This window comes from Virgibacillus subterraneus, assembly GCF_900110695.1.
GTDB classification, from domain to species: Bacteria; Bacillota; Bacilli; order Bacillales; family Amphibacillaceae; genus Lentibacillus; species Lentibacillus subterraneus.
Window position 1 is genome coordinate 50,926 of sequence record NZ_FOEH01000006.1, and the last position, 20,802, is coordinate 71,727.

Sequence of the window (20,802 nt, forward strand, 5' to 3'; positions counted from 1 at the left end):
AACTAGTCATGAATGTAAAGCGTATAACTGGGTTTTTATTTATCATGCTGTTAATTGCTGTGTTTGTAACAGCTTGTGGAGATGAGGATGCTTCTGGTGAAAGTGAAGGTTCATCTAATGGAAGTGATGGAGAAGGGGAAGAAACGGCTGAAACGGTTAAAATTGGTGTTCTTGCTTCATTAACTGGTGCATTGGAAGCATATGGGAAGCAAACTAGAAAGGGATTTGAGTTAGGACTTGACTATGCAACTGATGGAACAATGGAAGTAGCAGGTAAAAAAATTGAAGTAGTTTTTGAGGATACTGAAACAGATCCGAAAGTTGCTCGTCAAAAAGCTATTGGTTTATTAGAGGATGAAAATGTGGATTTCCTTGTAGGATCATCGAGTTCAGGTGATACCTTGGCAGTGACACCATTAGCAGAGGAATATGAAACAATCATGGTTGTTGAACCAGCTGTAGCGGACAGTATTACAGGTTCAGAGTACAACGATTATATTTTTAGAACAGGTCGTAATTCATCTCAGGATGCTGTCGCAGGTGCAGCAGCAATTGCTGATGAAGGAGTAAAAATTGCGACACTTGCTCCTGATTCTGCATTTGGGCAGGACGGAGTTGCAGCATTTAAGGAAGCAGCAACTGATCTGGGTGCAGAAATAAGTCATGAAGAATATGCGGATCCTGCAGCGACAGACTTCACGGCGAATATCCAAAAAATTATAGAGTCAGAGCCAGATTATTTATATGTTATTTGGGCAGGGGCAAATACACCTTGGAATCAGATAGCTGACATGAAAGTACAGGAACAGGGTATTCAGATTTCAACTGGTGTAGCAGATATCGCTACATTGCCAACAATGGAGCCTTTGGTTGGAATGGCAGGGTTTACGGTATACCACCATTCATTACCTGATAATGAGGTAAATGATTGGCTGGTCAAGGAACATAAAGAGCGCTTTGATGGTGAAGTACCAGATTTATTTACTCCTGGCGGTATGAGTGCTGCAATTTCAATTGTGGAAGCACTTAAGAATTCAGAAGGAGAGACATCTGCAGATAAACTGATAGAAACAATGGAAGGGATGAGTTTTGAATCACCTAAAGGAACAATGACATTCCGTCCAGAAGATCATCAGGCACTACAATCATTATATGCTGTCACATTAGAGGAAAGTGACGAGCATGATTATCCTATTCCTGTCCTGGAAAGAGTGCTTACTCCAGAGGAAACTGCACCACCAATTAAAAATAATTAACTGACCAAACTTGGAACATCCCCTCGCCTGATGTGGTGGGGGTTGTTCCACCATTAATTCACAGGGAGGAATAACGATGACCGCAATATTGGAAACAAAAGACTTGGCTATAGCATTTGGCGGCCATACAGCTGTTGACCATATTTCCGTACAAATCCCCGAAAAGAAGTTTACCTCCATTATTGGTCCAAATGGTGCGGGGAAAACGACATTGTTTAACCTGCTTAGTGGCCAATTATCTCCAACAAACGGTCAAATTCTTTATAAGGATCAAGATATTACAAAACTATCAACGACTAAGCGAACTCGTCTTGGAATAGGAAGATCCTTTCAAATCACAAATGTTTTTCCTAATCTGACAGTACTTGAAAATGTTCGATTAGCGGTGCAATCCCAAGCAAAGGTTCGTTATCAAATGCTTGCACATTTCAAGTATTACAAGCAATTTGAAGCAAAGGCGATGGAGCTTCTTGAAAGAGTATTCCTGGACGCAAAAGCTGAGTTACGTGCTGTTAACCTCGCACACGGGGAAAAAAGGAAGCTTGAAATGGCGATGCTGCTGGCATTGGATACAGAGGTCCTTTTGCTTGATGAACCTACAGCAGGAATGTCCCTTGAAGAGGTTCCGGCAATTATCGAAGTGATTAAAAAGATTAAGGAAGAAGAGGATCGGACAATTGTGCTAATAGAACATAAGATTGACATGATTATGGACTTATCGGATGAAGTACTGGTTCTATTTCATGGGGAGTTATTAGCAAAGGGAACCCCTGAGGAGATAATTGAGAATGAAACGGTTCAGTCAGCATATCTAGGAGGCATGTACGATGAGCAACTTGCTTGAGCTACAACAGGTTGAAGCATACATACAGCAATATCATATATTACACGACATTTCATTTGAAGTACCAAAGGGTGAAGTAACCGTACTTCTTGGCAGAAATGGTGCCGGCAAGACAACTACTTTGCGGACAATTATGGGGCTAAATCAGGCTTCTGGTGGATCCATTATCTATAATGATAAAGAAATTGGACAGTTAAAGACACATTCAATTGCCCAAAACGGGATTGGCTATGTGCCAGAAGATCAGGGGATATTTGATAACCTGACTGTTGGTGAGAATTTGAAAGTTGCAATGAAAAAAGAAGATGAAGAGACAACAACACGTATGGAATGGGTTCTTGGATTATTCCCGGATCTTCAAAAATTCTGGAAGAAACCAGGTGGACAATTAAGTGGAGGACAAAAGCAAATGCTCGCAATTGCAAGAGCATATGTAAATGAAAATGAATTGCTTTTAATTGATGAGCCTAGTAAAGGGCTCGCTCCGATTATCGTAGAGAAAGTGATGGAATCTATTCAGCAAATGAAGGAACAAACGACCATTTTGCTGGTGGAACAAAATTTTCTAATGGCAAGTAAAATTGGTGATCGTTTTTATATTATTGATGATGGGCAAACAATTCATAATGGCCAGATGGATGAATTAAAAAATGACAAAGCATTGATGAAAAAATATTTAGGTATTGCATAGGGAGGGGAAGGTATGGATTTAATAGTTAGTTTGGCAATAAATGGGCTTGCGACCGGTATGCTGATTTTCCTTCTCGCGGCAGGGCTTACACTGATCTTTGGTTTAATGGATGTTTTAAACTTTGCACATGGCGGTTTATTTGTTTGGGGAGCTTTCAGCGGTGTATGGGTTTACAATCTAACCGGAAATTTCATGCTTGGAATAGCTGCTGCAATTGTAACGGGGCTGATTTTGGGAGCAATTACGGAATTTTTAATCATCAGACCGGTTTACGGAAATCACATTCAACAGATATTAATAACATTAGGGCTTATGCTGGTGCTTGGTGAATTGATTAAGGTCGTTTTTGGGCCAGAACAAAAGTCCGCAGTTCCCCCGGCATTTCTTGACGGGAGCTTTATGTTGGGTGATATCATCCTCATTAAATATCGATTATTTATCATAGCAGTAGGAATATTTATATTTGCGCTTACTACGTTTATTTTAAAACGGACGCGTATTGGATTAATTGTTCGAGCAGGAGTAATGAATAAAGAAATGGTACAATCACTCGGAATTAATATCCAATTTGTATTTATGGCAGTATTCATGGTCGGCGCAGCGATGGCGGCATTGAGTGGAATGCTTATGGCACCATATTCAGGAGTTATATATGCAGAAATGGGCCTGGAGTTTGCGATATTAGCGTTTATTGTGGTTGTTATTGGCGGAATGGGCAGTTTTAAAGGATCCTTATTTGCAGCTATTTTAGTAGGGTTAACTCAAGCATTTATGGCTTATTATGTACCAGCACTATCGTTAGCGGTAAATATGCTTTTGATGACAGCAGTACTTATCTTCAGACCAGAAGGATTATTTAAGGTGAAGGGGTGAGATAATAAATGAATTTACGCCATATTGAAAGAAGTACCTGGATATATATAGCCTTTGCATTGTTATTGTTTATCGTCCCATTCTTATTTACAGGTCGCAGCATGCTATTTATGATTATGCAGGTCTTTATTTTTGGTATTTTTGCAATGAGTTACGATCTGCTTCTGGGATACACCGGTATTATCTCATTCGGACATGCAATGTTTTTTGGGATTGGTGCATATTCTGCTGCAATTGTGATGGATTTAAACGATTCTACACTACTTTCTTTAGCCGCAGGGGTTTTAGTTGCGGTAATTATTGCTGCGATTGTCAGTTTTATAGCCGGTATACTCACGCTGCGGCTTAAAAGTCACTTTTATGCCATGCTGACATTGGCACTGGCTGGGCTGTTTCTGGTAGCTGCCGAAAAGTGGACCAGTTTGACTGGTGGTGGAGAAGGGTTCACATTTAGATTGCCAGAGTTCCTTCGAGACTCGGGAACGATGTATATGATTTGTCTTATTTCACTTGTAGTCTTCTTTTTTGGACTCAGGCGATTTACAAAATCACCATTAGGAAAAGTGCTGGTGGCGATAAGAGAAAATGAAAATCGTACTGAATCTTTAGGATTTCAGGTACTGCATTATAAAGTGATTGTTAGTGTAATAGCAGGTGTGATTGCAAGTTTTGCCGGTGTACTATATGTATTGTCGTTACGATTTATTGATACAAGTGTATTTGCAGTAGACGTTACGCTGGATGCCTTGTTAATGACGATTATCGGTGGGGTTGGAACACTGATTGGTCCACTTATCGGTGCCGGATTGGTAGAATTTGCTCACCACTGGCTATCGGACTTAGCTGACGTGCATTGGATTTTCGAACGCTGGATTATTTTATATGGGATTGTTTATATTTTAGCTGTTATTTTCTTCCCATTAGGTATTGCCGGAACAATACAATCCAAGTTTTCTAATCGAGTGACTAAAGGGTTATTTAAAAAATGAGGTGTCGGTTATGGAAGCAGTAGGTGTTTTAAGTACAGGGGTATATATTCCTGAAAAGAAGCTTACATCAGCAGATTTAGCTGATCAGTCCGGACTCCCCATGGAAGTTATTGAAGAAAAGATGGGAATTAGAGAAAAACCTATCCCTGGCGAAGACGATCATACGTGTGAAATGGGGATATTTGCTGCTAAAAATGCATTAGCTAAAGTGAAGTTGGATCCTAAAGAAATTGACGTTGTAATCTATATTGGGGAAGAACATAAAGAATATCCCTTATGGACTGCTGGAATAAAACTGCAGTATGAGATTGGAGCAGTCAATGCTTGGGCATTTGATACGGCATTGAGGTGCGGAACAACGATAATGGCACTAAAGCTGGCTAAAGATATGATGTTAGCTGATCCAGGTATAAACACTGTCTTGTTAGCGGGTGGATACCGGAATGTCGATTTTATTAACTATCAGAATCCTCGTACCCGATTTATGTTCAATCTTGGAGCTGGTGGGGGTGCAATAATCTTACAAAAGGATCACGCTGTAAACCATTTGCTGGCAACCCACATGATTACAGATGGTTCTTTTTCTGAGGATGTAGTTGTTACGACAGGTGGTACGAAAAATCCAGTTACTAAAGAAACGCTGGACGCAGGATTGTATCAATTGGATGTACTGGACCCACCAGAGATGAAAAAACGTCTGGAACAAAAATCGATGGAAAATTTTATAACGTGTATTGAGAAGGCACTGGACAAAAGCGGTTATACAAAAGAGGATATTGACTATGTTGCGATGCTGCACATGAAGAGGTCTGCGCATAGATACGTACTAGATCAGCTAGGTGTTGATTATGACAAATCTATCTATTTGGAAAACTATGGTCATATTGGTCAAATGGATCAAATTATTTCACTCGAGCTTGCAGAAGACCGTGATATGCTTAAAGATGGCGATATCGTAGTACTTGTTTCTGCCGGGATTGGATATGCTTGGGGAGCCAATGTGATTCAATGGGGAAAATAAAGGGAGGCTAGTCTTATGTCAAACGTATTGCTGAACAAGGTTTTATTGTCGAATGGTGAAGAAATCGCTTATCGTGAACGAAAGGGTGGAGATAAGAACGTGTTACTTGTTCATGGGAACATGACATCATCGGTTCATTGGGACTTGGTAATTGAAAATCTATCACCAGACTTTAAAGTATATGCAGTAGATTTGCGTGGGTTTGGTGAATCATCCTACAACAAGCCGATAGAAACGATAATGGATTTCTCGAATGACTTAAAACTGTTTGTTGATGAAATTGGATTGCGGGACTTTTCACTTGTAGGATGGTCGCTCGGAGGAGCAGTTGCCCAGCAGTTTTGTGCTGATTATCCTGATTATGCGACACATCTATTTTTACTAGCTTCCGCATCTTCACGAGGATATGCTTACTTTGAAACTGGAGCAGATGGATTGCCAGTAACATCAAATCGTCTTGAAACGTTGGAGCAAGTTAAGCAGGATGGCAAAACAAAAGTTGTTCAAAATGCATATGACACAAAGAACTTCGATTTACTCAAGCAAACGTGGGATATGTTAATTTACCGAAAAGATAAGCCTAATCAAGCAAGATATGAAAAATATTTGGCTGACATGACAACACAGCGAAATCTTGCTGAGACGTATCAAGTGTTAAATATCTTCAATCTAAGCAATGTTCATAACGGGCTTACGAAAGGTCAAGACAAAATCAAGAATATAAGCATCCCGTTATTAATTGCCTGGGGCGATGAAGACCTTGTTGTTACAAAACAAATGACAGATGAGCTCATCGAGGACTATGGAGAAAAAGCAACTTACAAAGAACTAACCGGAAGTGGACATTCACCACTGATTGATGATCTTGACAATCTTTTGGAACTCATGGAAGACTTTTTTTTAACCAGTAAGAAGGTATAAATACTTTTTTACTGCATAAATGCAATTAAGGCTTTCGCCATTTATACGTGACGATAAGCCAATTTTCTTTAACAAAAGACTAATGCATAGCAGAAAGGACGTAGAAAGATGAATAGATTACAAGATAAAGTAGCCATTATTACAGGTGCAGCAAACGGCATCGGCTTACAAGCAGCAAGAACTTTTGCAAATGAAGGGGCGCAGGTTGTTATTGCTGACTTTGATGAAGCTAGTGGTGAAGAGCGAGAAGGTGAACTTCAATCAGAAGGTATGAAATGTACATTCGTTCAAGTAAATGTAGCTGATCGAGAAAGCGTTGATGCGATGGTCGACGAAGTATTATCGACTTATGGAAAGGTTGATATATTAATCAATAATGCTGGAATTACAAGAGATGCGATGCTTTCAAAAATGACACCAGAACAATTTCAGCAAGTAATTGATGTAAATCTGAATGGTGTGTTCCATTGTACGCAGGCTGTCCTGCCGTCCATGACTGCGCAGGGAAAAGGAAAAATAGTCAATACTTCATCCGTATCCGGCACCTATGGAAATGTCGGGCAGACTAATTATGCGGCAGCTAAATCTGGAATTATTGGCATGACTAAGACGTGGGCAAAAGAGCTTGCAAGAAAAGGGGTAAATGTCAATGCAGTTGCTCCAGGGTTCACGGAAACCGGAATGGTTGCTGGCGTGCCAGATAAAGTGATTAATCAAATGAAGGAACAAATTCCAATGGGACGATTAGGGCGTCCAGAGGATATAGCTAACGCCTACTTGTTCCTTTCTTCAAATGAAGCAGACTATGTTAATGGCCATGTCCTGCACGTTGATGGTGGAATTATGATGTAAGACAGAGGAGTGTTCCAGTATTGGAACGCTCTTTTTGGCAGTAAGAAGGTATAAATCTTTTCTTATAGCATTCACAAAGAGGGTGTTTAACTGTAACCATCATGTAACTCCAACCTTCTATACTTACTGTAATATACTTAGAGATGCAATGGAGGGGTAGTAATGCATTGTGCATTAGATTGGTTTCAGAGTCGGGTGGATTTATTTCCTGAAAAAAAGGCCGTGGTTGATGCAAAAACAAATCACACCTGGACATATAAACAGCTTAATGAACGAGCGGAGCGTTTAGCACAATATTTTATCGAGAATGATATTCAAAAGGGTGATAGAATTGCATTGTTAGCCTCCAACCATATTAGTTATTTTGATTTCATATTTGCTTGTATGAAAATTGGATCAGTATTTGTACCATTGAATTGGCGGCTATCAATTGATGAATTACGTTACGTAATCCAGGATTGTTCACCAAAATTAATAGGTATTGACCCACAGTTTCAGGGTAATTTAACTCAGACTGAAATAGATAATATCTTAATAGAAATTGATAATAATAATTATATCGATCGCTTGCAGACCTCTAGTACTTTATCAGAGGTACACGAACCGGATGAAACGGACGCACTAGCCATGATTTATACTGGTGGAACGACTGGCCAGCCAAAAGGGGCCGTCTTGTCACATCGGTCAATTTTGTGGAATGCAATGAACACCATAATCAGCTGGAACTTAACAAACGAAGACATAACATTAACTTGCCTGCCGATGTTTCATACAGGCGGACTAAACGCATTATCTTTACCACTAATGCTTGTTGGTGGAAAGGTTGTCATTTCACCAGAATTTGAAGCATCTACAGCAGTCAATGATCTAATTACATATGAATGTACGATCGTTTTATGTGTACCAACGATGTATCACATGATGATTCGTACTAAAGCATTCCAACAAGCAAGTTTTCCAAAAATGAAAGTATTCCTCTCTGGTGGTGCACCATGTCCCCACGATATTTACAAGGCTTTTCGGGAAAAAGGAATTCCATTTAAAGAGGGTTATGGCTTAACAGAAGCGGGACCGAATAATTTTTATATAGATCCTGCTGACACGGAACGAAAGGTGGGGTCAGTTGGGAAACCTATGCTTTTCAATTATATAAAGATTATCACTGAGAAGGGAGAAAGAGTTGGTGGTGAAACGGTTGGTGAACTCCTGATACGAGGGAATCATTCGTTCGAATATTACTGGAATAAGCAGGAACAAACAGATCAAACGATTATTGATGGTTGGGTGCATACTGGAGATTTAGCAAGACAAGACGAAGAGGGTTATGTATATATTGTTGGACGTAAGAAAGACATGATTATTACCGGGGGAGAGAATGTCTATCCACTGGAAATTGAACATTGGCTTGAATCTAATGACAATATAAGTGAAGCTGCAGTTCTCGGTTTACCTGATGATAAGTGGGGAGAAATTGTCGTAGCATTTGTTGTGCCCACTGAAAAAATGACTGAAACAGAATTGAAAATCTATTGTGAGAATAAATTGACTAGATATAAAGTGCCCAGGAAGTTTCTATTATTAGAAGAATTACCGAAAACTCATGTTGGAAAAATTAATAAGGTCGTATTGAAAGAAAAAGTAATGGAAATGAATTAAAAAAACGCGGAATTTTGATTAAAGTGGTTTAATTGGGAGTACAACACGTGATTGCCCCCTTAATTGAACCGCTTTTTCTATGTGAAATAGCAAGGAGGGGAACTGTTGATAGCAGGGCTGCACCTCACATTCCGCAAATGAACAATCAAGCTTTTCGTTCGTACCCCTGTTTGGGTTGATATTCAGTGAATTTAGTCGATATCCTGCAATTGAGGTTGATATACTGTATTCTAAGTTGATATAACACAATTTGGGTTGATATAGCATGTTCCAAGTTGATATCTGACAATTGAAGTTGATATATCGTATTTCAGGTTGATATATCAGATCCCAGGTTGATAAGTGATGCCAAATAAGAGTTCTAATACTGCTTAGGCTTTTTTATTGGCGTTTTGAGACTGGAATTTTTGAGACTCCTGTTGAAAAACGGGATAGCAATTCCTCGCAGAGACCCACGAACGAGGACCCCCGCAAGTTTGATCGCAGAAATCCAGAACATCCATCTATACCAACTGAATTACTAAAATCCAAAATATGGCTCCGTGCTATTTTCATTTTTTCATCAATAAAGATACAATGTAAATAAAAAGAGGTGACGTGGCGTTATGACTAGACCTTATGTAGATAAATTATTAACTGGAAAAGTAAAGCGTTTAGGAGATGCTCATGCAGAAGATCGCATGGATAGGCTGTGGGAGACTGGCATGTTTAAAAGTGAATCAGACGACAGAATATGGCTTGGAGACGCTGGATTTGTTGAAGATGAAGTGGCGGACAATAAAAACCACGGTGGCCCAGAAAAAGCTGTATTTGCTTATCCAAAAGAGCATTATTTCTATTGGCAGAAGGATTTAGAATTAAATTCAATTGGAATCGGTGCAATGGGTGAAAATTTATCACTGGATAATGCAGATGAATTCACTATTTGCATAGGTGATACGTACCAATTCGGTGAAAGCATTATTCAGGTTGCGCAGCCGAGGCAGCCTTGCTGGAAGCCTGCGCGTCGTTTTCGTATAATGGATTTTGCACTACGTATACAAAATAGTGGGCGGACAGGCTGGTATTTTCGAGTGCTGCAGGAAGGATATGCCGAAGCAGGACTGGAACTTGAATTACTCGAACGGCCATATCCTCATTGGACAATTGCTGCCTGCAACGAAGTCATGCATTTTAACAAAGAAGATTTAAAAGCAGCTGATGAACTTGCTTCATGTGAGTTATTAGCATATAGTTGGAAAAACACACTAAATAAGAGGCTGAAAGGTAAGAGTTCATCAGTTGAAAAGCGTGTGTTTGGGCCGAACAAAGTCTAATCATGCTCTACTATTTGAACGTTCACTTTGTTCCGACCGCTTTCATCCGATATGAGTCTATGCAGCTGAATAAATACCAAACCATCTTTATATGTTGCGTTTATTTTATCTCTTCGTACGGGAAATGGTAACGTTATTTCACGTTCAAACACACCTTGAAGTATTTCTTCTTTGACCACAGTACCACCTGTATAGGAAATGTCTATAGCACCTTTAAGTTCCAATCTTGCGTAATCTACAAAGATATCAACTTTGTTTAAATCGGTTAGACCTGGGATATTAACAATGCATATAAGTTCATGGTCATACTGATAAATATTGATCTGTGGAATAGTAGGTCTTATAACCCCTTCAAATTCATTCCAGAATTGATCACCAAAAAAATGATCCATGTTCTTTCGCCAATCAGACATTTGTTTAAAAGGATCCATTTAGACACCTCGTTTAAAGTTGGATAGAATTACTTTATAATGTATGCATTAGCTAGGCGTAAGGTGAGTATTATTGAAAGTAACGTATTTCTGCAGTAAGAAGATCTAGGAGGGTTAATGTTGCTGGAAAATGCATATATCATGGTGGCAATCATTCTTATCATAAATATAGTGTATGTATCGTTATCAACAATTCGCATGATCCTGACACTAAAAGGTCGACGGTATATAGCGGCATTTGTTAGCATGTTTGAAGTGGTTATTTATGTTGTTGGACTTGGACTGGTTTTGGATAATTTAAATGAAATACAAAACCTTATTGCGTATGCGCTTGGTTTTGGAATTGGCGTTATAGTCGGTACAAAAATTGAGGAAAAGCTTGCATTAGGCTATATTACCGTTAATGTTATCTCGTCCGATCCGAATATCGAATTCACAAGAAAGCTAAGGGACAAAGGGTATGGCGTGACAAGCTGGTTTGCCTATGGAATGGAAGGCGATCGTCTTGCCATGCAAATTCTGACACCAAGAAAATATGAGCTGATACTATATGAAACAATTAAGACAATAGATCCCAAAGCATTTATTATTTCGTATGAACCAAAACAGATTAACGGAGGTTTCTGGGTTAAACAAGTACGAAAAGGCCGACTGTTTAATCAAAAAAAGAACTATCCAGGTGAAGCAAAACCGCAAGAGGAACAGCAGCCCCCAAAGCAAAATGATGAAGATTTAAAAGAATAATAAGTAGATAATCGAACAGGTTGCAGCCTGTTCGATTATCTTTCTATAACTACAATCGAATCTCGAATGGAAAAAGTGTCACTTATTATTTATTTTTTAAGGCAGTTTTCTAAAAGATTGTTTCTATTGATATAAACTGCGACGTAATATGAAAAAATAATTGGTGCTATGATACCGCTCCGGAAATACACCACTATGCGCACCTTAGGGCGGTTGGCGATTCGCCCTATTTGGTGCGCACTGCGTGGTCAGCGAACCTCACTAAATACTACGAATCGGTTCCCAGTCTTACATCAACTACTTGTGAAGCTTCATTGTATGGCAAAAGCAAGAATTTATTTGAAAATAGCTTTTTAATGCCACTTTTCGTATCACTCATTCGATTGTAATTATATAGAAGGCTGATTCAGTGAACCTGGTGTTGAGACGGAAAGGTATTTCCATCTTGTTGATGACTACATTGCAAAAAAATTGGCACTGATGTACCTATGAAACGAGCAGGTCAACCGTATGAACTAGCGTCTGCATATGTTTATCTTGCTTCTGATGTTTTTCCTGTATTTCTGGCCAGGTTATCCATGTTAATGGCAGGAAAATGGTGAGTTCCTAAGGTATTCATCAATAAAATCCGAACATTAAATTATATTTATTCGCTATTGTTCGATATTTTATTGACATTTTAGAAGCTGGTTTGATATGCTAAAACCAACAAATAAATACGGTTCCTCATATATTTTTGAGAATATGGCTCAAAAGTTTCTACCAAGCACCATAAATGCTGGACTATGAGGGAGGATGAATCGTTGTATAGCAACGATCCGTTTTAAGATGTCGTGAAAAAAGTCTATTCATCTTCTCTCAAGTTTTTGAGGGAGAGGAATAGACTTTTTTAGCAGTTAAGAAAGTATAACTCCTTTCTTACTGCATAAGTGCAACTAAGGCAATTCGCCCAAAGGCTTGGCGAATGCCAAGTTTTCTAATTTAGCAGTTAAGGCATGGCGATAAGCCAAGTTTTCTAAGCAGGGAGAGAGGGATTTGATGGTTCAAGTTGGTGTGATAATGGGAAGTATATCAGATTGGGAAACAATGCAGCATGCCTGCGATATGTTGAGTAAGCTAGACATTCCATATGAGAAGGATGTGATTTCAGCTCATCGTACGCCAGATGAAATGTTTACGTATGCCAAATCCGCACGCGAACGTGGTTTGAAGGTAATCATTGCTGGAGCAGGTGGTGCAGCGCATTTACCTGGAATGATTGCAGCTCAAACGACGTTACCTGTTATTGGTGTTCCGATCCAGAGTAAAGCACTAAATGGTCTGGATTCGCTTCTTTCTATCGTGCAGATGCCTGGCGGGGTGCCAACTGCAACGGTTGCAATTGGCGATTCAGGTGCGAAAAACGCAGGAATTATTGCCGCCCAAATTATTGGATCTTTTGAAGAAAAGGTAGCAGAAAGACTGGAGACATATCGTAAAGAATTACAAGCAAATGTTGCAGAAATGAGGGAAGATCTTGCAAAAGAATAAGGTAATCATCCCACCTCAAACAATCGGAATCATTGGCGGCGGACAGCTTGGGCGTATGATGGCAATTGCTGCAAAATATATGGGATATAAAGTTGCAGTCCTTGATCCAACACCAAACTGTCCAACTGCTCAGGTAGCAGATCAGCAAATCACTGCACCCTATGATGATATGAATGGTATTAAGAAGTTATCAGAACTAAGTGATGTTGTGACATATGAATTTGAAAATGTTGATCTTGATGCTGCGGGATATATCGAGCAGCATGGTAAACTGCCACAAGGAGCATACCCTTTGGAAGTCACCCAAAACCGGGAAAAAGAGAAAACAATCATGAAGGATGCAAACTTGCCAGTACCTGATTTTTCAATAGTCTCAAATGGTGAAGATGCGAATAAAGCTTTGAAAACTATGTCATTTCCAGCAGTAATTAAAACATGCAGTGGCGGTTACGATGGCAAAGGACAGCTTAAACTAAATTCAATAGACGATATTACGGCAGCTTGTGAATTTGCTGATCAAAATAGCACATGCATTATCGAACAGTGGATACCGTTTGATAAAGAGATTTCAGTCGTTTTCACCCGTACAAAGTCAGGTGATATTACTTTTTTTCCAATTGCAGAGAATAAGCATCAAGACCACATTTTATATCAAACAACGGTACCAGCGCTGATTAGTGAAACCGTTAATGGAAAAGCTGTCGATGCTGCAAAAGTACTTGCAGAAAAAATGAACATCGTCGGTACATTTGCGCTTGAAATGTTCGTTAAGGATGAAGATATTTTTCTCAATGAAATGGCACCAAGACCGCACAATTCTGGACACTACACCATTGAAGCATGTAATATTTCACAATTTCAGCAGCATATTCGAGCAATTTGCGGGTTAAGTCTAATGCCAATTACATTGCTGCAGCCTGCTGGAATGGTAAATATACTTGGTGACGATATGAATGATGTTTTACGAATGTTGCCTGGACTGGATAACGGCTTTGTTCATTTGTATGGGAAAGAAGGCGTGAAGGCTAAACGTAAAATGGGGCACATTACTTTTATTGAAAAAACACAGGATGATGTCCGTGCAAGACTTACTGCATATGAGGAGGCAAAAAAATGATTGAACGTTATACACGAGAAGAAATGGGTGCAATCTGGACAGAGGAAAATAAGTTCAACGCATGGCTTGAGGTGGAAATTTTAGCATGTGAAGCCTGGAGTGAACTGGGAGCTATTCCAGCTGAGGATGTGAAAAAGATTCGTCAAAATGCATCATTTAGCCTTGAGCGGATTTATGAAATTGAACAGGAAACACGACATGATGTTGTTGCATTTACGCGTGCTGTGTCAGAAACGCTTGGTGATGAACGCAAATGGGTGCATTACGGCTTAACCTCTACAGATGTAGTAGATACGGCACTATCCTATCAATTGAAACAAGCAAATGAAATCATCCGAAAAGACCTTCATGCATTTATTGAAATACTGAAAAATAAAGCTATCGAACATAAACATACTGTCATGATGGGAAGAACACATGGCGTCCATGCTGAGCCTACAACATTTGGCTTGAAATTGGCTCTTTGGTATGAGGAGATGACACGAAATTTGGAGCGCTTTGAAATGGCTGCAAAAGGCGTGGAGTTCGGGAAACTTTCAGGTGCAGTTGGCACTTATGCAAATATTGATCCATTCGTTGAACAGTATGTCTGTGAAAAACTTGGTCTGACTCCAGCACCTGTCTCAACTCAGACATTACAACGTGATCGTCATGCTGCATATGTATCTGCAGTCACGCTTGCTGCAACATCAATCGAGAAATTTGCTACTGAAATCCGTGGCCTGCAGAAGACAGAAACGCGCGAGGTTGAAGAGTTCTTTGCTAAGGGTCAAAAGGGATCTTCCGCAATGCCGCATAAACGTAACCCAATTGGATCAGAAAACATGACCGGGATGGCCAGGGTCTTACGTGGTCAAATGGTAACAGCATTCGAAAATGTTTCGTTATGGCATGAACGCGATATTTCCCATTCTTCAGCAGAACGCGTAATTTTGCCAGATTCAACAATTGCTTTGAACTATATGCTGAATCGCTTTTCTAACATTGTTAAAAAGCTAACCGTTTTCCCGGAAAACATGAAACGTAATATTGATAAAACACATGGCGTTATTTTTTCACAGCGTGTGCTTCTGGCATTAATTGAAAAAGGTATGGCTCGTGAAGCTGCTTATGACATTGTACAGCCAAAGGCAATGCATGCATGGGAGACTGAAACTCATTTTAAGCAGTTGGTTGAGGCTGACGAACAGATTAGTACGAAACTGTCACAGGCTGAAATCGATGATTGTTTTGATTATACGTACCACCTTAAAAATGTGGATGCAATTTTCAACCGAATCGGACTTGAGGTGAAATGATGAAAGCTGATCTGTTATATGAGGGAAAAGCAAAGCGTGTCTACCAGGCAAAGGATAAACCAGGACAACTAGTGCTGGCTTACAAAAACGATGCAACAGCTTTTAATGGAGAGAAGAAGGCGTCGTTTACAGGCAAAGGTCAATTGAACAATGATATATCGTCACTTATTTTTCCACTTCTTCATGACAAAAATATTCAGACTCATTTTATTGAAAGATTAAGTGAAACAGAACAGCTTGTCCATCAAACAGAAATCATTCCATTGGAAGTTGTTGTACGTAACCTGGCAACAGGAAGTATTACAAAGCGTCTGGGGATTGAAGAGAGAACAAAATTTAACCAGCCGATTATTGAACTTTTTTATAAAAACGATGAATTGGGTGACCCGTTAATTAATGATGAGCACGCGCTTTACTTAAGTAATGTCACATCCACTGAACTACAGGAAATAAAAGAGAAAGCATTGGAAATAAACAAGCAGTTAACTGCGGTATTCAAGGAAATAGAAGTTGAATTGGTAGATTTTAAACTTGAATTTGGACGCTTAGCAAGTGGCTGTATTGTGCTTGCAGACGAAATCTCGCCAGACACATGCAGACTTTGGGATAGTACTACACATGAAAAATTGGATAAGGATGTATTTCGCCAAGGTACTGGTGATTTGCTCGAAGTATATCAGGAAATTTTTCAGCGATTGGAGGCAAAATCATGAAAAAAGTTACTGTGCACGTTACGTTAAAACAAGGTGTGCTTGACCCTCAGGGGAAGGCAATTCAAACATCGTTACATTCATTAGGATTTCCGGAAGTAGAAGAAGCTCGAGTGGGTAAGTACATTGAATTGCACATGGAAGATGATGCTGATATTGAAGCACGTGTCAAAGCAATGTGCGACAAACTTTTGGCAAATCCGGTAATTGAAGATTATCGCTTTAATGTGGAGGAGGCTGTCCAATCGTGAAGTTTGCTGTAATCGTTTTTCCGGGTTCAAATTGTGATCGTGATATGTATCATGCTGCCAAAGATGTTCTGAAAGCAGATGCTGATTTAGTCTGGTATGAAAATAGCAATCTCGAAAACTATGACGGAGTTCTTTTGCCTGGTGGATTTTCGTATGGAGACTACCTTCGCTCAGGTGCGGTTGCTTCAACGTCAAATGTGATGCAGCAGATTAAAGCACATGCTGAAAAAGGCAAGCCGATTTTAGGCGTTTGTAATGGATTCCAAATTTTACTTGAAGCAGGGCTTTTGCCAGGGGCAATGCTCCGTAATAAAAATCTTGCATTCATGTGCCATCAGGAGCCATTGGTTGTGGCGAACAATCAAACCCAATTTACTACAGGATATGAAAAGGGAGAAATCGTTCGTTTTCCAATTGCTCATGGTGAAGGAAACTATTTTTGCGATGAACAGACATTAGCCGATTTAAAAGCAAATGATCAAATCGTTTTTACGTACGAAAATAATCCAAACGGGTCGGTTGCAGATATTGCCGGAATTACCAATAAACAAAGTAATGTTCTTGGTATGATGCCACATCCGGAGCGGGCAGTTGAAGAGCTGTTGGGCAGTGATGATGGACTTAGATTATTTCAGTCAGTAGTCAAAAATTGGAGGGAATCCTATGCTGTTAACAGGTAATATCAGCCCGGTGAAAATCGAACAGGAAAAGTTATACCTGGATATGGGGTTAAGTGACCAAGAGTATGACATGGTAAAAAATATTCTAAAACGTAGACCGAACTTTACCGAGACTGGAATATTTTCCGTCATGTGGTCGGAACATTGCAGCTATAAAACGTCAAAGCCACTGTTAAGTAAGTTCCCAACTAAGGGTCCCCATGTTCTGCAGGGGCCAGGTGAAGGTGCTGGCGTCATCGATATCGGGGATGATCAGGCGGTTGTTTTTAAAATAGAAAGCCATAATCATCCATCGGCAGTTGAACCATACCAAGGTGCTGCCACTGGAGTTGGCGGTATTATCCGAGATGTATTTTCAATGGGAGCAAGGCCGATTGCTTTGATGAACTCATTGCGCTTTGGCAATCTGACAACAGACCGTGTTAAGTACCTGTTCCAGGAAGTCGTTCATGGCATTGCAGGTTATGGCAACTGTGTCGGTGTTCCAACTGTTGGTGGAGAGGTGCAGTTTGATGATAGCTATGAGGATAACCCGCTTGTAAATGCAATGTGTATTGGATTGATAAATCACGATGAAATTCAAAAGGGGATCGCATCAGGTGTTGGGAATACAGTAATTTATGCTGGAGCAGCAACAGGAAGAGACGGTATCCATGGCGCAACATTTGCTTCAGGTGACTTAGCTGAGGATTCGGATAAAGATCGTCCGGCAGTACAGGTTGGCGATCCTTTTATGGAAAAACTATTAATTGAGGCATGCCTGGAAGTTATCCATTCTGATGCATTAGTAGGAATGCAGGATATGGGAGCGGCAGGACTTACATCGTCTGCAAGCGAAATGGCGAGTAAGGCTGGGACTGGATTGGAAATGAATTTGGACCTTGTACCGCAGCGCGAGCAAAATATGAATGCATATGAATTAATGCTTTCTGAATCCCAAGAACGGATGCTGCTTGTTGTGAAACAGGGAGGTGAACAGGAAATTATTGATATATTCGAAAAATACGGACTTGCGGCAACAGCAGTTGGTGAGGTTATTAAGGAAAAGGTATTTCGCCTTAAACAGCATGGCTCACTTGTTGCAGATATTCCAGTTGATGCACTTGCAGAGGAAGCTCCAGTTTATCAGATGCCATCAAAGAAAGCGTCATATGTGAAAGCATTTCAAGAAATGAAAAACGAAATTCCCAAAGTCGAAAATCATGCTGAAATGTTAAAACAACTTCTGCAGCAGCCTACTATCGCAAGCAAGGAATCGGTGTATGACCAATACGACTCAATGGTTCAAACGAACACAGTTGTAACGCCTGGATCGGATGCAGCTGTTGTACGTATTAAAGGAACAGATAAAGCCTTAGCAATTACGACCGATTGTAATTCCCGTTATATTTACCTGGATCCAGAAACTGGCGGGAAAATTGCGGTTGCAGAGGCGACACGGAACTTAGTTTGTTCGGGAGCTCGTCCATTAGGCTTAACGGATGGCTTAAATTTTGGCAACCCAACTAATCCGGAAGTCTTTTGGCAAATGGAAAAGAGTGTTGAGGGGATGAGTGAAGCTTCCCGAATTCTCGATACGCCAGTTATAAGCGGCAATGTATCATTATATAACCAGTCTAAAGGAAATTCAATTTTTCCGACGCCGGTCGTTGGGATGGTCGGATTAATCGAATCGCTAGAACATCTTACACCAAGCTTTTTCCAACAGGCAGGGGACTCCGTTTACTTGATTGGCGATACAAAGGCTGAGTTTGGCGGCAGTGAGCTGCAGAATATTATTCAAGGAAAATACGAAGGAAAAGCTCCATCAATTGATTTACAAATAGAAGCGGAACGTCAGAAGCAGTTGCTGAAAGCCATCCGGCAAGGCATTGTTCATTCAGCCCATGATTTGGCTGAGGGAGGATTGGGCGTAGCGCTAGCTGAGGGTACTTTTAACGAAAAAGGACTAGGAGTAGATGTGGAAGTCTCTGGAAATCCAACTGCTGCATTATTCAGCGAGTCACAATCGAGATTTCTTGTCACTGTTAAACCTGAGGATAAAGAGCAGTTTGAAAACATAATCGATCATGCAACAGAGGTTGGATCTGTAACGGCTAATGCTCAATTTATCGTCCGAACCAAAGACAGGGTTGTTATTGAGGAAGATGCTAGAGCACTTCACGAATTATGGAAAGGAGCTATTCCATGCTTGCTGAAATCAAAGGCATAAACGAAGAATGCGGTGTATTTGGAATTTGGGGTCATGAAAGGGCAGCAGAACTTACGTATTATGGACTGCATTCGATGCAGCATCGCGGACAGGAAGGTGCTGGGATTGTTGTAAATGATGGCATGGAATTAAAAGCCCATAAAGGGTTGGGTTTAGTCAACGACGTGTTCAAGCATGCGAATTTTTCCGAACTGACAGGAAATGTGGCTGTTGGGCATGTTCGTTACTCCACACAAGGTGGAAAGGGAGTCGAAAATGTCCAGCCATTACTGTTCCGTTCCCAAACAGGGAGTATGGCTTTAGCACATAATGGGAATCTCATGAACGAACAAAAACTGCGAGGAGAGCTTGAGGACGAAGGAAGTATTTTACAAACTTCTTCCGATACAGAAGTACTTGCTCATTTAATAAGACGAAATGGTATGGAAACGAATGAGGAATCTATCTCCAGTGCGCTAAATAAAGTTGTTGGAGCATATGCTTATTTAATTTTAAAAGAAGATAAAATGTTTGCCGCGCTTGACCCAAGCGGAATCAGGCCTTTATCGATTGGAAAACTTGGAGATGCTTATGTTGTTGCATCTGAAACGTGCGCATTCGACCAAATCGGAGCTACTTTTATCCGTGAAGTGTTACCAGGGGAGCTTGTAACGATTAGTGATAAAGGAGTAGAATCAACCCGTTTTGCAATGCGTGAGCAACGTAGAATGTGCGCGATGGAGTATGTTTATTTATCGAGACCGGACAGTGACTTAAATGAAGTGAATGTTCATGCTTCCAGAAAACGGATGGGAATGGAGCTTGCCAAGGAGTCTCCTGCTGAGGCAGATATGGTAATTGGTGTTCCGGATTCCAGCATTTCTGCTGCGATTGGATTTGCCGAAGAAAGCGGACTTCCTTATGAGATGGGAATCATCAAAAACCGTTATGTTGGAAGAACATTTATCCAGCCCTCCCAGGAGCTGCGTGAACAAGGTGTGAAACTGAAGCTTGCACCAGTACGTGGAATTGTTGAAGGAAAACGTATTGTGATGATAGATGATTCAATTGTTCGCGGAACGACAAGCAGACGAATTGTTCAAATGCTCAAAGAAGCCGGTGCGAAAGAAGTTCACGTTCGAATTGCTTCACCTTCTATTCAAAATCCGTGCTATTACGGTATTGACATGTCAACACGAAAAGAGTTAATTGCAGCGAACAACTCCATTGATGAAATTTGTGAAATTATTGGTGCTGAAAGTGTTTCTTATTTATCGATTGATGGATTAGAAAAAGCAATCATAAAAGATAAAACACTCCATCAAGGAATTTGTGCTGCATGTATGACAGGAAATTATCCTGTAAAAGAAAGCGGTCAAACTGAAATTTCTTATACGAGATGTTAATAATTTTTACTGGAGGATGTGTCAA

Annotated in this window: 20 protein-coding genes, 1 pseudogene and 1 riboswitch; of the genes and pseudogenes, 20 read left to right on the forward strand and 1 reads right to left on the reverse strand. The window is 40.2% G+C overall.

Translation table 11 applies throughout. The features are described from left to right. The first annotated feature begins 8 nt into the window (after positions 1 to 8). The 10 genes from BMY13_RS15700 (at position 9) to BMY13_RS15745 (ending at position 10,419) form a co-directional block, all read left to right on the forward strand. Entirely contained in the window at positions 9 to 1,256 is a 1,248-nt protein-coding gene (locus BMY13_RS15700) for a substrate-binding domain-containing protein (RefSeq protein WP_092505739.1), read from the forward strand. Between the two features lie 76 nt (positions 1,257 to 1,332). After that, the gene (locus BMY13_RS15705; protein ID WP_092505741.1) at positions 1,333 to 2,100 is read left to right on the forward strand and encodes an ABC transporter ATP-binding protein; all 768 of its coding nucleotides are present in this window, start codon (positions 1,333 to 1,335) and stop codon (positions 2,098 to 2,100) included. Continuing rightward, positions 2,084 to 2,791 (forward strand): ABC transporter ATP-binding protein, encoded by a 708-nt coding sequence (locus tag BMY13_RS15710; RefSeq protein ID WP_092494398.1) that lies wholly within the window; start codon positions 2,084 to 2,086, stop codon positions 2,789 to 2,791. Before BMY13_RS15705 ends, BMY13_RS15710 begins: the two co-directional genes overlap by 17 nt. Before the next feature lie 12 nt (positions 2,792 to 2,803). Further along, positions 2,804 to 3,664 carry a branched-chain amino acid ABC transporter permease gene (locus tag BMY13_RS15715; protein WP_092494397.1) on the forward strand — a complete coding sequence of 287 codons (861 nt, stop codon included), beginning with the start codon at positions 2,804 to 2,806 and terminating at the stop codon, positions 3,662 to 3,664. A gap of 8 nt (positions 3,665 to 3,672) precedes the next feature. Continuing rightward, positions 3,673 to 4,653: a branched-chain amino acid ABC transporter permease gene (locus BMY13_RS15720; protein ID WP_092505743.1), complete on the forward strand. Its 981-nt coding sequence runs from the start codon at positions 3,673 to 3,675 to the stop codon at positions 4,651 to 4,653. A gap of 10 nt (positions 4,654 to 4,663) precedes the next feature. Next, positions 4,664 to 5,674 (forward strand): 3-oxoacyl-ACP synthase, encoded by a 1,011-nt coding sequence (locus tag BMY13_RS15725; protein WP_092505745.1) that lies wholly within the window; start codon positions 4,664 to 4,666, stop codon positions 5,672 to 5,674. 15 nt (positions 5,675 to 5,689) lie between these two features. Then, positions 5,690 to 6,595 carry an intracellular short-chain-length polyhydroxyalkanoate depolymerase gene (phaZ, locus tag BMY13_RS15730; RefSeq protein WP_092505747.1) on the forward strand — a complete coding sequence of 302 codons (906 nt, stop codon included), beginning with the start codon at positions 5,690 to 5,692 and terminating at the stop codon, positions 6,593 to 6,595. A 108-nt stretch (positions 6,596 to 6,703) separates the two neighbouring features. Beyond that, a complete protein-coding gene (gene fabG / locus BMY13_RS15735) occupies positions 6,704 to 7,447 on the forward strand; it encodes a 3-oxoacyl-ACP reductase FabG (RefSeq protein WP_092505749.1) in 744 nt (247 codons plus the stop codon). A gap of 162 nt (positions 7,448 to 7,609) precedes the next feature. Further along, positions 7,610 to 9,103 carry a class I adenylate-forming enzyme family protein gene (locus BMY13_RS15740; RefSeq protein WP_092505751.1) on the forward strand — a complete coding sequence of 498 codons (1,494 nt, stop codon included), beginning with the start codon at positions 7,610 to 7,612 and terminating at the stop codon, positions 9,101 to 9,103. A 605-nt stretch (positions 9,104 to 9,708) separates the two neighbouring features. Next, entirely contained in the window at positions 9,709 to 10,419 is a 711-nt protein-coding gene (locus BMY13_RS15745; RefSeq protein WP_092505753.1) for an MOSC domain-containing protein, read from the forward strand. Here the strand turns inward: BMY13_RS15745 and BMY13_RS15750 are convergent. Continuing rightward, entirely contained in the window at positions 10,416 to 10,850 is a 435-nt protein-coding gene (locus BMY13_RS15750) for an Hsp20/alpha crystallin family protein (RefSeq protein ID WP_092505755.1), read from the reverse strand. The genes BMY13_RS15745 and BMY13_RS15750 overlap by 4 nt on opposite strands. Positions 10,851 to 10,970: 120 nt before the next feature. Here BMY13_RS15750 and BMY13_RS15755 point away from each other — a divergent pair, with 120 nt between their 5' ends. From BMY13_RS15755 to purF, 10 genes and pseudogenes are all read left to right on the forward strand, one after another. Next, positions 10,971 to 11,594, forward strand: coding sequence for a DUF2179 domain-containing protein (locus BMY13_RS15755; protein WP_245736128.1), 624 nt, complete (start codon positions 10,971 to 10,973; stop codon positions 11,592 to 11,594). 467 nt (positions 11,595 to 12,061) lie between these two features. Next, a pseudogene (locus tag BMY13_RS19795) lies at positions 12,062 to 12,204 on the forward strand (SDR family oxidoreductase); the annotation flags it as partial. A 96-nt stretch (positions 12,205 to 12,300) separates the two neighbouring features. After that, a riboswitch (purine riboswitch) is annotated at positions 12,301 to 12,400 on the forward strand. A gap of 232 nt (positions 12,401 to 12,632) precedes the next feature. Next, entirely contained in the window at positions 12,633 to 13,124 is a 492-nt protein-coding gene (gene purE, locus BMY13_RS15760) for a 5-(carboxyamino)imidazole ribonucleotide mutase (RefSeq protein WP_175476841.1), read from the forward strand. Continuing rightward, positions 13,111 to 14,241: a 5-(carboxyamino)imidazole ribonucleotide synthase gene (gene purK / locus BMY13_RS15765; RefSeq protein ID WP_092494388.1), complete on the forward strand. Its 1,131-nt coding sequence runs from the start codon at positions 13,111 to 13,113 to the stop codon at positions 14,239 to 14,241. The genes purE and purK overlap by 14 nt, the downstream gene beginning before the upstream one ends. After that, positions 14,238 to 15,539: an adenylosuccinate lyase gene (gene purB / locus BMY13_RS15770; protein ID WP_092505759.1), complete on the forward strand. Its 1,302-nt coding sequence runs from the start codon at positions 14,238 to 14,240 to the stop codon at positions 15,537 to 15,539. The genes purK and purB overlap by 4 nt, the downstream gene beginning before the upstream one ends. Continuing rightward, a complete protein-coding gene (purC, locus tag BMY13_RS15775) occupies positions 15,539 to 16,252 on the forward strand; it encodes a phosphoribosylaminoimidazolesuccinocarboxamide synthase (protein ID WP_092505761.1) in 714 nt (237 codons plus the stop codon). The genes purB and purC overlap by 1 nt, the downstream gene beginning before the upstream one ends. Then, positions 16,249 to 16,500 carry a phosphoribosylformylglycinamidine synthase subunit PurS gene (purS, locus tag BMY13_RS15780; protein ID WP_092505763.1) on the forward strand — a complete coding sequence of 84 codons (252 nt, stop codon included), beginning with the start codon at positions 16,249 to 16,251 and terminating at the stop codon, positions 16,498 to 16,500. Before purC ends, purS begins: the two co-directional genes overlap by 4 nt. Further along, a complete protein-coding gene (purQ, locus tag BMY13_RS15785; protein WP_092494384.1) occupies positions 16,497 to 17,180 on the forward strand; it encodes a phosphoribosylformylglycinamidine synthase subunit PurQ in 684 nt (227 codons plus the stop codon). The genes purS and purQ overlap by 4 nt, the downstream gene beginning before the upstream one ends. Beyond that, a complete protein-coding gene (gene purL, locus BMY13_RS15790; RefSeq protein ID WP_092505766.1) occupies positions 17,164 to 19,392 on the forward strand; it encodes a phosphoribosylformylglycinamidine synthase subunit PurL in 2,229 nt (742 codons plus the stop codon). Before purQ ends, purL begins: the two co-directional genes overlap by 17 nt. Next, complete coding sequence (gene purF / locus BMY13_RS15795; protein WP_092505916.1) at positions 19,368 to 20,777, forward strand: amidophosphoribosyltransferase; 1,410 nt, start codon at positions 19,368 to 19,370, stop codon at positions 20,775 to 20,777. The genes purL and purF overlap by 25 nt, the downstream gene beginning before the upstream one ends. Positions 20,778 to 20,802: the final 25 nt, after the last annotated feature.